Annotated in this window: 11 protein-coding genes; 10 read left to right on the top strand and 1 reads right to left on the bottom strand. The window is 67.3% G+C overall.

Features of this window, described 5'->3' with window-relative positions:
- The 3 genes from K336_RS16635 to K336_RS0113175 all read left to right on the top strand — a co-directional run.
- The coding region (locus tag K336_RS16635; RefSeq protein ID WP_043151235.1) for an acyltransferase family protein at positions 1–1607 on the top strand (1607 nt) is incomplete at its 5' end.
- A gap of 355 nt (positions 1608–1962) precedes the next feature.
- Positions 1963–3327, top strand: coding sequence for a branched-chain amino acid transport system II carrier protein (gene brnQ, locus K336_RS16630; RefSeq protein ID WP_051245849.1), 1365 nt, complete (start codon positions 1963–1965; stop codon positions 3325–3327).
- 176 nt (positions 3328–3503) lie between these two features.
- On the top strand, positions 3504–3860 hold the full coding sequence (locus K336_RS0113175) for a DUF1304 domain-containing protein (protein ID WP_028707281.1): 357 nt from the start codon (positions 3504–3506) through the stop codon (positions 3858–3860).
- 81 nt (positions 3861–3941) lie between these two features.
- On the opposite strand, the gene K336_RS0113170 is transcribed toward K336_RS0113175, so the two are convergent.
- On the bottom strand, positions 3942–4562 hold the full coding sequence (locus K336_RS0113170; RefSeq protein WP_028707280.1) for a DJ-1/PfpI family protein: 621 nt from the start codon (positions 4560–4562) through the stop codon (positions 3942–3944).
- A gap of 304 nt (positions 4563–4866) precedes the next feature.
- On the opposite strand from K336_RS0113170, the gene cas7g reads away from it, so the two are divergent.
- Genes cas7g through cas2 form a run of 7 tightly spaced genes read left to right on the top strand, consistent with a single transcriptional unit; the run spans position 4867 to position 13358 of the window.
- A complete protein-coding gene (cas7g, locus tag K336_RS18245) occupies positions 4867–6213 on the top strand; it encodes a type I-G CRISPR-associated RAMP protein Csb1/Cas7g (RefSeq protein WP_081660886.1) in 1347 nt (448 codons plus the stop codon).
- Between the two features lies 1 nt (position 6214).
- Positions 6215–7609 (top strand): type I-G CRISPR-associated protein Csb2, encoded by a 1395-nt coding sequence (csb2, locus tag K336_RS0113160; protein WP_028707278.1) that lies wholly within the window; start codon positions 6215–6217, stop codon positions 7607–7609.
- Positions 7606–10461, top strand: coding sequence for a type I-G CRISPR-associated helicase/endonuclease Cas3g (gene cas3g / locus K336_RS0113155; protein ID WP_051245843.1), 2856 nt, complete (start codon positions 7606–7608; stop codon positions 10459–10461). The genes csb2 and cas3g overlap by 4 nt, the downstream gene beginning before the upstream one ends.
- Positions 10458–11393, top strand: a complete 936-nt coding sequence (locus K336_RS18905) for a type I-G CRISPR-associated protein, Cas3-extension family (RefSeq protein ID WP_155945138.1) — start codon at positions 10458–10460, stop codon at positions 11391–11393. Before cas3g ends, K336_RS18905 begins: the two co-directional genes overlap by 4 nt.
- 50 nt (positions 11394–11443) lie before the next feature.
- Positions 11444–12046, top strand: coding sequence for a CRISPR-associated protein Cas4 (cas4, locus tag K336_RS19520; RefSeq protein WP_028707276.1), 603 nt, complete (start codon positions 11444–11446; stop codon positions 12044–12046).
- A gap of 35 nt (positions 12047–12081) precedes the next feature.
- Positions 12082–13071 (top strand): CRISPR-associated endonuclease Cas1, encoded by a 990-nt coding sequence (gene cas1, locus K336_RS19515; protein WP_211223526.1) that lies wholly within the window; start codon positions 12082–12084, stop codon positions 13069–13071.
- Positions 13068–13358, top strand: a complete 291-nt coding sequence (gene cas2 / locus K336_RS0113140) for a CRISPR-associated endonuclease Cas2 (protein WP_028707274.1) — start codon at positions 13068–13070, stop codon at positions 13356–13358. The genes cas1 and cas2 overlap by 4 nt, the downstream gene beginning before the upstream one ends.
- Positions 13359–13631 lie beyond the last annotated feature (273 nt).

Below are 13631 nucleotides of genomic sequence, written 5' to 3'. Positions count from 1 at the left end.
TGCAGCACCTGTGGTCGATGTCGATGCAGGGTCAGGTCTTCCTGGCCTGGCCGCTGCTCATGACCTGCTGCGTGTTGCTGGCCGGGGCGCTGCACGTGAGACCCCGGAGGATCGTCGCGGGGGCGTTCGCCGTGCTTGCGGCCGCATCGCTGTGGTGGCTCCTGGCGTCCGCGCCGGACGACCCGACCGTCTACTTCGACACCCGCGCCCGCCTCTGGGAGTTCGCGCTCGGCTCGGCCATCGCCGCCGCCGCGCCGTGGATCAGGCCCCGCGGGATCGCCGCCCGGGTGCTGTCCTGGGCGGGGCTCGTCGCGCTCGTCGTCTACTGCGTCGTGCCGATCGGTCACTACCCGGGGCCCATGGCCGCGGCGCCGATGCTCGCGGTGAGTGCGATTCTGCTCGTCGAGGAGTCCCCGACCCCCGGCTCGGTCCAGCATCTGCTGTCGTGGCGCCCCCTGGCGGCGCTCGGCGACATGTCGTACTGCGTCTACCTGATCCACTGGCCCGTTGTCGTGCTCTTCCTGGCCCAGTCCGAGCGCGCGCAACTCGACGCGGGCAGCGGCGGTGCCCTCATCGCGGCCTCGCTGGCCCTCGCCTGGCTCATGACGCGGCTCGTCGACCGGCCGGTCCAGCGCTTCCCGAAGGGCGGCGGGCACGTCGTGCTCAAGAAGACCGCGCTCGTGCTCGTCGCGCTCGCCGTCGGCCTGCTCCCGCTGGCGGTCGCGGACAAGGCCTTCGACAACGAACGCGAGGCGCAGCGGGCCGCCGCCCGCAACAACGACGCCGACGACCCGGAGCACCCGGGCGCCGGGGCGGTCGCCGAGCAGGGCTGGCAGGACGGCTCCGCCGGGCCGATTCCCGGGCCGCTGGCGATCCACGAGAACTGGGTGCCCGATCTGCCTGGCCCCTGCCCGCCCGGGCAGCGCGAACTCTTCGGCCGGATGAAGACGCTGTGCAGCTCGATGCCCGCGCCCGACGGGGACGGGCCGGCCGTCGTCGTCGTCGGCGACTCCCACGCCGAGCAGACGATCATCCCCACCGCCGAGCTGTTCGCCGAGCGCCACGGTCTCGGCGTGGCGCAGTACCTCATGGGGGGCTGCTCCTTCGGGCCGCCCGAGTACTACGAGGGCGACTGCCGGACCAGGAACGAGGTCGTCATGACGCTCCTCGACGAGGACCCGCCGGACCTCGTCATGCTCGACACGACGGTGTCCGCGCCCGACTTCCCGTCCGAGGGGCTGCGGCCCGGCGTGGCCGAACTCGTCGAGCACCTGACCTCGCTCGGCATCACCGTCGTCGGCTTCCGCGACAACCCGCGCTCGGTGCAGGACCTCTACGAGTGCTCGGACGACGCGACGCACGGCGGGTGCTCCTTCGCCCAGGGCGACCACCTGGCGCCGGTAGACCCCGCCGAGCAGCTGCTGACGATCCCCGGCTTCCACGAGATCGACCCCACCGACCTGTACTGCTCTGCGGGCACGTGCCGCACGATCATCGGCAACGTCCACGTCTACCTGGACGACAACCACATCTCGGGCTCCTACGCGCGCACGATGGCGCCGATCCTCGTCGACCGGATCGAGTCGCTGCTCGAGCTGAAGGTGTGAGGCCGGCGGACGGAAGGTGTGAGATCGCCGGGCGCGCCCGGCCCGCGGCATGGAGGGCCTCGGACGAACGACGTCGACGGTGACGACGTCAGCCCGGGACGGGGGCGACAACACCCCGGGACCATTCGTGCGACAGGGACAGCGAGTCATGCCGGGCCCGGCGACCGTGACCCCTTCCAACGGGGCCACCAACAAGGCAACGGGAGTGAGCGCGGCGAGACAGCCGTCCTCGAGATCGACGAACGACGCCCGCCCGAACCGGAGCGGCGAGGCCGCCGAATGCGCCGGTTTCGGCTCACCGGGCGGTCGCGCCTACCCTTTACGGGTTCACGCCGACGAGCTCGAGGAGAATCCCGTGCCGACCAAGTCCGGCCCCGCAGGTCGCGTCCTGACCACTGGACTCATGCTGTTCGCCCTGTTCTTCGGGGCGGGCAACCTCATCTTCCCGCCGGCGCTCGGCGCCTCGGCCGGCTCGAGGCTCGTCCCGGTCGTCCTCGGCTTCCTCGCCACAGGCGTCCTCATGCCGCTCGTCGGCGTCATCGCCGTGTCGACCTCGGGCGAGGGCATCACCGGCATCGCGGGGCGCGTCGGTCCGCGCTTCGGCGTCCTCATGCCGCTGGCTGTGAACCTGTCGATCGGGCCCCTCTACGCGGTCCCGCGGGTCGCCACCGTCTCGTACGAGCTGGCCACCCGGCCCGTCCTCGCGCTCCTCGGCCTGCCGACCGGCCGTCCGGCGCTGGCCGTCCACGTGCTCGTCTTCTTCGCCGTGTCGGTGCTGCTGGCGCTCAGGCCGTCCCGGATGGCCGACCGCGTCGGCGGTTGGCTGACGCCCGCCCTGCTCGTGCTCATCGCCGTGCTGTGCACCGTCGTGCTCATCGGCATGCCCGTGCAGGGCCGCACCGCCGTCGGCGAGTACGCCGCTCGCCCGTTCGCCGCCGGCCTGACCCGCGGCTACATGACGATGGACATGCTCGCCGCGACCGTCTTCGGCATCGTCGTCATGACCTCGCTGAGATCGCAGGGCATCACGACGCGGCGCTCGATCATGAGGGCGACGTGCTGGTCCGGCATCATCGCCGCCCTGCTGCTCGCCGTCGTCTACGTGGGGCTGGCGCTGCTCGGGACGCGCGCCGTCGGCGACGCCGGCGACGGCACCGCTCTGCTGCGCAGCGCCGCCGCCTCCTCGCTCGGCACGGCGGGGGTCGTCGTCTTCGCCGCCATCGTGCTGCTGGCCTGCCTGACGACCTCCGTCGGCCTGCTCAGCGCGTGGGGCCAGTTCTCGAACGACCTGTGGCCGAGGGTGAGCTTCACCCGCGAGGTGCTGGCCGCCGCCCTCGTCTCGCTCGTCCTGGCCAACCTCGGGCTGGCGGCGATCCTCACGGTCGTCTCCCCGCTGACCCTGCTGCTCTACCCGATCACCATCACCCTGGTCCTCGTGACGCTCGTCGACGTCGTCGCACCGGGACATCTGCGCGCCGCCTACCGGTGGGGCGTCGTCTGCTCGACGGCGCTCGGCCTCGTCTCAGCCCTGTCCGACCTCGGCTGGACCGCGCCGAGCAGGCTGCTCGCCCGCACCGGCCTCTGGAACGACCAGACCGGGTGGATCCTGCCGACCGCCGTCTTCGCGGTGGTCGGCCTGGTCATCGACGTCGTCGCGGGGCGCTGGAGCATGCCGGTGGAGCAGGGCGGGCGGGGCGACCCCGCCGTCTACCGCCCCTGAGACGGGGGCGCGCCGGCGGGCGGCGGACCACGCGGGGGAGCGGGGCCGGTCCGATCGGCCGGGCCGGGCCGGCTCGGAATGGGCGGCGGCCCCGCGGCGTTGTACCCCGGGGGACGCGGTCGTGCGGCCGTTCCGTCAGAGAGGAAGCTCATGCTCGTCTCGGTTCGGTTCTCGCGGTGCTCGCGGCGCTGCTGCATGTCGTCATCTTCGCGATGGAGTCGTTGGCGTGGACGAGCGGGCGCACCCGTGCCACCTTCGGCATGAGCGAGGAGGAGGCGCTGGCCACCCGCGAGATGGCCTTCAACCAGGGCTTCTACAACCTCTTCCTGGCCGTCGTCACCGGGCTGGGCGTGGCTCTGTCGGCCTGCGGCGCGCACGGTGCCGGCGCGGCGCTCATGCTGGCGGGGGCGGGGTCGATGCTCGCCGCGGCCGTCGTGCTGTTCGCCGGCTCGCCCGACAAGCGCCCGGCGGCGCTCAAGCAGGGCGTGCTGCCGCTGCTGGCCGTCGTGTGCGTCGGGATCGCGTTCCTGTGAGAGCGGGGGAGGGGCGCGGTGCGGAACCGCGGGCCGACCCGGGCGGGGTGAAGGCGGCCGGGCCGCCTCCCTCTCCCGGAGCTATTCGGCTTCCAGAGCCCTCGTCATCCGCGTGAAATGCGCCGGGTCCGCCGTTCTGAAGTAGTCGAACCAGGCATCGAGCACGTCCTTGCCGTACAGCTCCAACTCCTCGAGGATCAGCTTGGCCCACAGGAGGGAGCCGGCCGAGCCCGCGGTGATGACGTTTCGGTCCGCGGTGGCGGGCGTTCCCTCGTACAGGTCATTGCCCCGGTACGCGGTGATCGCAGCGAGGAGTTCTGGTGCATTGCTCGTGTGTCTGCGGTTGTTGAGCAGACCCCTACTGGCGAGGCCGAGGGTGGCGCCGCATATTGCCGCGACGATTCCTCCCCCGGCCAGTACGGCTTCTGCAAGGTCGAGGGCGGCGTGCCTGTCCTCCGAGAGCCACGTGTCCCCGCCGATCAGGACGAACGCGTCGATGCCCTCCGCATCAGTCTCCGCGAGGGTCTCGTCGGGGATGATCCTCATTCCGCCCGCCGTGGTCACGGCATCGCGCGCATCAGCTGCGAAGCTCATGGTGCAAACTGGCGTCGGGGTCGCTCCTTGGAGCGAGACGCCATGCAGCAGATAGCCGTGCTCCCAGTCGGCCATGGTGTCCTGGACGTACATGCAGATGTGCTTCATCGAGCAGTCCTCCCCCTCCGTTCTCCTCAGACCGAGGCCCGAGGTCGACACCGACGGCCTTCTTCAGGTTCGCGCCGTCGGTTCTCCTCTTCGTCCCCACGGGTCGAGGAGCTTGGTCACCCGGCCGGACGTGACTCGGGCCGCCGTGTGTGAGTGGGGTGCTCGACTGGGCGAGCCGATGATCCTGCCCCGTCTTCCCAGGTGGGCCCGTTCCCAGTTGGTCTCGGTGATCGTGCTTGCACAAGGGTAGTGCTGCGGATCCTTCTGGTCGACGGAGCGGTTCCTCTGCTGGCCCGGTGGGGCGATGCGGCTCGGCGGATCCGGCAGGACACGAAAAATGTCAGTGGTGCCCGCGAGCATGGCGTGTATGAAAGAAACGTGCCCTCGCGCAGTCAGCGTTGACAGCTGTGTGCGTCGTTCTGCGCTCGGACGCTCCTCCGCCGGAAGGTCGCGGGGGAGCCAGCTTCGAGGGCGCTTGGCCAGTGAGAAAGGGAAGACCATGACGGAGCTCACGCTCAGCACCTTGCAGGAGAAGCTGTCGGACACGGAGTGGGCGGCTGCTCGCATCGTGGCTGCCTATCAGCCCAGCGGAGGGCCCGGAAGTCGGGTGTTCCCTCCGACATTCCCCACCACGGCGACGGATCCTTCGCCATACCTGATGGAGGAGCGAGTGCGTGATCGTGATGGCGAGGTCCGCAGGGCGACGGTCCTGGACCAGGTGCCTGCACAGGCGAACAGGTGTGAGGAGGCCACGGCTGCGGCATGGCGCCAAGGTGTTGTGCGCGTGCCGATGCTTCGGCTCGTTCACAGGGGCGCGTCGAGTTTCGAGCTCACGGGGCTCGATGCGCCGCACCGGGCGTTCGACGCCTACTGGCGCGACTCGCGGCTCGACGGGGCGAAGTTCGACAGCACCGAGATCGGACGGGCCCTGCTGAACTCCTCGTTGACGGATGCGACGGCGCTGCTCGAATACGACCCCGGCACGCTCGTCTACGGCGGCTGGAACAGCCATCGGAAGGGAAGGCAGGCCAAGTTCCCGCGGATCTACAGCAGCGAGATGATCGGCTGGGATCCCGTGGTGGGCGTCCGCAGGGCGGGGCGCATGGACCCGGCGAACCTCACCGGGTCGCGCACGGGCGAGGGCGACGAGTGGTCGTACTCGCCGATGGCGGACAAGAAGAAGGACTCCAAGCTGAGTGAGATCGGGCATGGCAACATCGCCCCGAGTACCACGCACGGCGGCGTCACGATCACCGAGGCGACTCGCACCGCCGTTCTCAGCCTGACCGCCACCCGCCGCATTCGGTTCGGCTCCCTCGACCGCGCAGCCGTCGATGCCGCTCACGTCCTGCTCGCCGCCTTCGGGCTGCTGGGTGACCGGCTCGCCTTCGGTCAGGCGGGGCTGTGGCTGCGCAGCGGCTGCGATCTGGTGACGCAGTCCGAGACACTGGAGTGGATCGGCCGTGGCGGAACGACGGAGCAGTTCTCCCTGTCCCCGCACGGAGCCGTTCAGCTCTACGACGAGGCGCTCCGCGCGGCCCAGGCGGCCGGGGTGCCATTGCACCTGGAAACCGTGGAACTCACCCCGTCCGAGCCCTTGGCCGAGGCCCTCGACTTCAGCCTGACCAAGGCCGAGTCGGCAGGGGAATGACATGCCCATCCGTCTGGACATCACGCTGCTGAGCGGGCGTTATGACGCCGGCGGCGGGGATGACCCCCATGCGGCGGAGTGGCCGCCGCACCCGGCCAGGGTCTTCTCGGCCCTGCGGGCAGTGGCGGCCGATGACGAACTGGCTCCGCTGGCCGAGCTGGAGCGGCTCTCGCCTCCGCTGATCCATGCCTCTGCGGCAGGGGAATACCGCGCCAGAGGCTATGTGGTGACGAATGCTCGGGAGCGGAAGGGCACGCATCAGAATCATCCTGCTCGAACCGCCGGTTTCCGCCAGCGCTTCGGCAGCCTTCCCTACGATGCCCGCGTCCAGTTCGACTGGCCTGACGGTGATGCGCTGTCCGACGGTTCCCTGGCCTGCCTCGACAGGCTGGCCCGCCGGGTGCCGTACCTCGGACGATCGACGTCCCCGGCCATCCTCATCTTCAGCCGGGTGAGGGATCCGGAACCGCTGCCCGGGCTGACCACCTACGAACCGGTGGAAGGGCCCGGGACGGCGAGCATCAGAGTCCCCTACCCCGGCTACCTCGACGAACTCGACGCACTCCACGAGGCGGACCAGCCCGCCTGGCAGGCCGCCGGGGCACGGTCCCGACGCTCCTACCGGGAGGCGGGCGCCGAGGAAGAGGTTCCGGGCCGGCAACCCGTCGAATCCCCTTACCCCGACCTGGTCGTCCTCAGGTTCGTCGGCCGGCGTCCGCCGGGGAGCCTCGTCGGGCGTTTCACGGAGGCGCTCCGTCGGAAGGTGATGGGTCAGACCGAGGAGCCGTTGCCGCCGGCCCTGCACGGCCACGGCCTTCCCGGGGTGCCGCACGTCGCCTACCTCGGGCTCCCGTTCGCCGGCTACGAGCATGCTGACGGGCAACTGATGGCCCTCGCCGTGGCCATCCCCGGGCTGGACCGGGCCGAGCGGCGGCGCATCCTGCGAGGCATCCTCGGCAGTGATCCGAATCACAGCGTGTCACTCTACGTGCCTGGTATCCAAGGGAGCTTCGAGCTGCAGTACTCCCCGAACGACCCGCTGCCCCGAAGCGCCACCGTCACGCGGTGGACAGGGCCCTCACACACCTGGGTGTCGGTGACGCCCCTGGTGCTGGACCGCTACCCGAAGGACCGCGACCTGGCCTCGGCCGCCACCACGTCCCTCGTCCAGGCGGGCCTCCCGGCGCCCCGCGAGGTCGAGCTGAGCAAGCAGCCGATGACCCAGGGGGCCATCCGCTTGAGGCCCGATGAACTGCCGAAGCGCTGCCGCGGGCGTCTCTACACCCATGCCCGCGTCATGTTCGACCAGCCGGTGAAGGGGCCGGTTCTCGCCGGCGCCGGCCGCTACTTCGGAGTCGGGCTCTTCGCCCCGGAGAAGGAGGGAGAGCAACGATGAACGTCGGGGACTTTGATTCGTTCATGCGCCAGGTGCACGGCCACCCGCCCTTCCCCTGGCAATCCCAGGTGGTGACCGAGGCCGTCGAAGGGGGTGCATGGCCCGCGCTCGTCGACGCACCGACGGGTCTGGGCAAGACCTCGATGCTGGACATCGCCGTCTTCCTGTTGGCCATGAGCGCAGGCGGCGAGGCGCCGGTTGGCCTGGGCCGCCGCCGGATCTACATGGTGGTGGATCGGAGGATCGTCGTCGATCAGGCGGAGCAGCACGGTCGACTCATCGCCGATGCCCTGGATGAGGCGGAGCGAGGGACGATCTGCTGGGAGATCGCCGAGCGACTACGGAGCCTTTCGTCCGCTCGTGAAGGCGATCCTGCACTGCGCGTGGTGAAGATGCGCGGGGGCACGACATGGGACGCGGCGTGGCTGTCGCGCCCCGATCTTCCAGCCATCGTCACCGGCACCGTTAACCAGGTGGGGAGTCGACTGTTCTTCCGCGGCTACGGGGTCAGTGCTCGACGGCGTCCCATCGACGCTGCTCTGGTGGGAACGGATTCGGTCATCATGATCGATGAGGCGCACCTCGCTCAGGCCTTCACGGCGGCGTTGGCGTCGGCCTCGGAGCTGGATTCCAGTGAGGTCCTCGGTCTTCCGAGCACGTCGATCGTCCACCTGAGTGCCACAGCAGTCGAGCAGTCCGATGGGTGGAGTGCCCAGTTCGATGAGGAGGCTCACCGTCTCAACGTGACGGCGGATCGGCGGCTGCGGGCCGCCAAGACGCTCAGTTTCGTCGATTCCAGCGAGAAGACGATCGTCAAGGAGGTGGCTGGGCGGGCTGCTGAGCTGGCGAGCAGGCCCGGGGCACGGGTGCTGGTCGTGTGCAACACGGTCAACCGGGCACGTGAGGTGCACGACGCTTTGATCTCCAGGAAGAAGCCATCCTGCGTCGCCGAGACAATGCTGCTCATGGGCAGGTCACGTCCGTTGGATCGCGAGCGGATCGCCGAGCGAGTCACCGAACTGTTCGGAGCCGAACGTGAGCAGACGCCGGTGTCGGTCATCCTCGTTGCGACCCAGACCATCGAGGTGGGCATCGACCTCGACGCCACCGACATGGTCACCGAGACCGCTGCGTGGGACGCCTTGGTGCAACGGTTCGGACGGGTGAACCGGCGCGGAGACTTCTCGGACGCCACGGTGACGGTCGTCGAGGACAATGCCGAGAAACCTCCGGTTTACGGTCAGGCCAAGAGCAGAACGGCCGCATTCCTGCGTGCTGCTGCCTGCGATGGGCTCGATGTGTCACCGCTGGCCCTGCGACACGTGGATGTGCCCAGCGGCCTGACCGCTGAGCCCCCACTTCTGCCGGTGCTCCTTCCGGCGCAACTCGATGCGTGGGCTCGCACCGGCCCCGCTCCCTCGAACGATCCGCCGCTCGATCCCTACCTGCACGGCATCAAGAAGGCCACCACCCAGGTCACCGTCGCGTGGCGAGACGGCTTGGTCGATGCCATGGGAGAACTGCTGTCGGCCCGGGAGGCGGGTGCCGCTGTCGATGCGCTGCCCGTTCGCAGCGAGGAGTGCGCCGAGCTCTCCTTGCGGGCGGTGAGGGACTGGCTTCTCAACAAGAAGCCGTCGGTCATGGCGGACGTCGACGAATTCGGCGACATCCCCTTCAGCGAGGGCGAGTCAGACGCTCGGGTGCTTCGTCGCGCGGCCGATGCCGACTGGCAGTGGGTCGCGGCCGCGGCCCTGCGGCCTGGGGACGCCATTGTTGTGCCCAGCCGTTACGGCGGTCTCGACCGGTTCGGCTGGAACCCGGTGGATCACGAGAGCGTCAGGGACGTTGCCGAACTAGCGTCCTTGCGCCGTGGGCGTGCCGTGCTCCGACTCGACCCCGAGCTCGGCGACCGATTGGGGCTGGAATCCCCGCCGGTACTGGCGGAATCGAGAGCAGCCTGGTCGAACGCCGAAGACCCGACAGAGCGCGAAGAAGTAGCGCAGCATTTGGTCGAGACCGTCCGTGAATGGCTCAGCGGTGAGATTGTCCCCGCTGACGGCAGCCCGTGGACCGCGGAAGACCTCGCCGACCTGCGGAAGGCCCTCTCCCAAGGGGCTGTGGTCTCCGACGGCGACGACGCTTCGACTCCCCCGGCCCTGCTTCTCCACACGTCATCGCCCCGAAAGGCATGGCAGGGCGTGGACGAAGGGACTCCTGCTGACAGCTCCAGTTTGAATCGGCGAGTGAGCCTGGCCGACCACTTGAAGGCGGTTGCTGCTCGCAGCGGGCAGATCGCTGACAATCTCGGTCTGCCGCAGGAACTGAGCCGCGTCATTGTTGATGCCGCACGCTGGCATGATCTGGGGAAGGTCGACCGGCGGTTCCAAGCCATGCTCTTCGGTGGCAGTGAGATCGCTGCCGAGCTGGCCGAGGAACCGCTGGCCAAGTCGGGAATGCCCCAAGACGACAGGGCTCAACGCCTTCGTGCCCTACGGCTCAGCGGCCTTCCCAGGGGTGCCAGACACGAGGCATGGTCCGAGACCATCGTCGCAGCGCACTTGCAGAGCCTGGAGGAGCCCTACCCGGGCGATGAGGACCTGCTGCGCCATCTGGTTGCCAGCCACCACGGCCATGACCGGCCCCTGCTGCCACCCGTCGACGACCCGGGAACGCACACCGTGGACGCCGACGTGGAAGACGTCCACGTCCACGTCTCACTTCCCACTGGAGTCCGGTTGGCAGACGCCGACAGATTCGTTGAACTCAACGCCAGATACGGCAGGTGGGGTCTCGCCCTGCTGGAGACCATTGTGCGGTGCGCAGACATGACTGTTTCATCGGAGGGATCATGAATGACGTCAAATTCCCCGCCCTCGTGGGCGACTCGCCGCTCGCCATCCTTGCCGCCATCGGCACTCTTAAGTTGATCTGCGACTTCGTTGATGATCATGCCCTGCTGTCTTGGGACGCCGCGGACCGTGCGCCGGTGCTTCACTCCTCGATGCCGTCGGTCGACGACATCGTGGCCCGACTTGCCCAGATCATTGAGTCGATGCCTGAGGGTGTGGTAGTGCCCGGTGGTCCTCCAGGATTTCCTCCCCCGGGGGCGGCGCCAGATCGTCTGCGCTTGGAACTGGGCGAGCTACGACATTTTACCGGTATGCTCTGCAGGGATCAGTCCTCGGCTCCAACAGTGCGGGCATGGATTTCAGGTCTGGTAACGGACCTCGTTGTCGATCCTTCGGGACGTGGGGCGATAAGCCAATACGCTGCGCCTTCAGGGAAGCAGTCCATGGCCACAATGCTGCAGAAGCCATTGGAACTGGTGCGCGATACTCCGGACTACCTGCGTCAGGCTTTGGTCGGCTGGCGACGTGTTTCGGGGGTCACTGGTGAGTACTTGGATCACAGGGCTAATTGGGATAGCAGTGAGGACGGTCGTGGAAAAGCGGAGATGCGCGGTGTCCCGGGAGCAACGTGGTTGGCATTGATGTCATACCCCTTGTGGATCACGACTGCCGCTGGTCCGCGCGTGCGGACCAGCGGTTGGCACACGGTGAGTGAAGAGCGCCGCCATGAGGAGGAGCTCAGACTTCCTCTGTGGGGCGAACCGCTGGGGCCCGCGGCTGTCAAGGCGCTCGTTGAACATCCTGTGCTTGAGGGGGACTGGGATGACATCGACCAGAACGCACTCCGGACGTTGGGTGTGATCCATGTGTGCAGAGCCCACCGCCGCAAGGCGGAGGGCGGTAAGTCTGCTGGCGTCCTGGTGCCGCTGCCATGAGTACCGTCAGACCCGACCTTCCGGGTTTGCCTGAGACGCTTCCGGCCCGCATGCTGAACGAGTTCGTGTACTGTCCCAGACTGTTCCACTTGGAATGGGTTCAACAGGAGTTCGCAACCAGTGATGATGTCGAGGAGGGCCGCTACCTGCATCGCGTCGTCGACCAGGAGACGGGGAATCTTCCCGACGAGTCCGAGGCGTTGGCCGGGAGGGCTGCCAGATCAGTCTCGCTGTCATCGCAGCGGCTCGGCATGGCCACGCGGATGGACTTGGTGGAGGACGGCGGCGACGGTACTGTCGTGCCGGTCGACTACAAGAAGGGCCATCCTGACAAGAACGGTGAGGCTTGGCCGAGCGATCGTGTGCAGGTACTGGTCCAAGCGCTGCTGCTCCAAGAGGCCGGTTATGTCGTCGAGCGGGCCGAGATCTGGTATGCCGAGACCCGGCAACGCGTGCACATCATGGTGGACGATGCCGCGCTGAAGGAGATCACCGATACCGTGAAGCGGGCATGGGAGGTGGCAGCCGACCCCGTGTGGCGCCACCGCCTCTGCATGACAGCCCGAGGTGCCCGCGGTGCTCGCTGGTGGGGATCTGTCTTCCTGACGAGCTGGAATCTCTGCGCGTTCCTCCTGCGCAACGGCGTCCACTGAAGCGTCTGATGGCGCCGGTTCTGGAGGGTCGTCCCGTGTACGTGACCGTGCAAGGAGCTGTCATCGGCGTTCGCCATGAGCGGCTGGAGATTCGTCTCAAGAGTGAGTTGGAAGTCAGCTATCGGTTGATCGACATCAGCCAGGTCTGCGTCTTCGGGAATGTGACGGTATCGGCTCAAGCCGTGCGGGCACTGATGTCACGGGACATTCCAGTGCTGTGGTTCAGCTACGGGGGATGGTTCTCTGGAATTGCTGAAGGGCTGCCGGGGAAGAACGTCGATCTCAGGATCGCGCAGTTCTGCGCCACGGAGCTGAGAAGACTGGAGATTTCCCGTCGAATGATTTCCGGGAAGATTCGTAATAGTCGCACAATGCTGCGCCGTAATTCTCGCGGCGTGGTCGACGATGTCGGGGGTCAGCTGAAGTCGTTGGCTCTTCAAGCCATGCAGGCTGACTCTCCTCAGCGGCTGCTGGGAATCGAAGGTACTGCGGCACGTCTCTACTTCGAGAACTTTATTTCGCTTCTCGGTGAGAACGTGCGAATTGATGTTTCCGGTTTCAGTGAGGGTGGACGCACCAGGCGTCCTCCCGGGGATCCAGTGAATGCGCTTCTATCGTTCTGTTATTCTCTGCTCATCAAGGATTTGACGGTGACGCTTGAGGCGGTTGGCTTTGATCCTTATTATGGCATGTTCCACAGGCCTCGGTTCGGGCGTCCTGCTCTGGCTCTGGACTTGGCGGAAGAATTCAGGTCTTTGATCGCTGAGAGCGTTGTGCTGCAGGTGCTGAACAATGGTGAGGTCGGTCCTCGGGATTTCAAGTTCCGCGCCGGAGGGTGCATGCTTGAGGCTGATGGCCGCAAGGCCGTCCTGAGGGCCTATGAGCGGCGGCTCGACCAAGAGGTGACCCATCCACAGTTCGGGTACAAAGCGTCGTATCGGCGTGTCATGGACATCCAGGCCCGGATGCTGGGTGCGGTCATGCTTGGAGAGCTCGATCAGTACACGGCGATGATGACCAGATGAGGACGAACAGAAGAAGATACCTGATCGCCTATGATATTCGTGATCCGGCGCGACTTCGTCGAATCTGCAAGTTGATGGAGGCCAACGGTGAACGTCTCCAGTACTCTGTTTTCGTTTGCGACTTGAACAGGACTGAACTCATTCATCTGCGTGCGGATGGTGAGGATATCATGAACTTGGCTGTGGACTCGGTGGTGATCGTCGACTTGGGTGACCCCAGCGGGGACCGGTTCACGTTCGTCGGACACCGCAGGCAGCTCCCCACGAGAGGATCCCAGATTGTCTAGCGAGCGCTCTGGTGCCGATTGGGTCACCCGACAGTGCTCGCGCCCTAGTCAGGGCTGGTTCTTGTCTACCCTGCCGGCGCTCCCTCCCATCGGCTGGGGGTGCCGAGTGGCAGTCCTCGCAAGAGTGTGCAACACTGGTAGCCAACGGCACCGAAGCAAGCGAGCCGTATTCCCGGTCTTCATGACCGGGCTCCATTGAGGCGCCTTCCTCGGAGCCGGGCTCGAAAATGCGGATGTGTATTCCCGGTCTTCATGACCGGGCTCCATTGAGGC

The organism is Propionibacterium acidifaciens DSM 21887 (assembly GCF_000426605.1).
GTDB classification, from domain to species: Bacteria; Actinomycetota; Actinomycetes; order Propionibacteriales; family Propionibacteriaceae; genus Propionibacterium; species Propionibacterium acidifaciens.
This window is presented reverse-complemented; position numbering and strand designations above follow the sequence as displayed.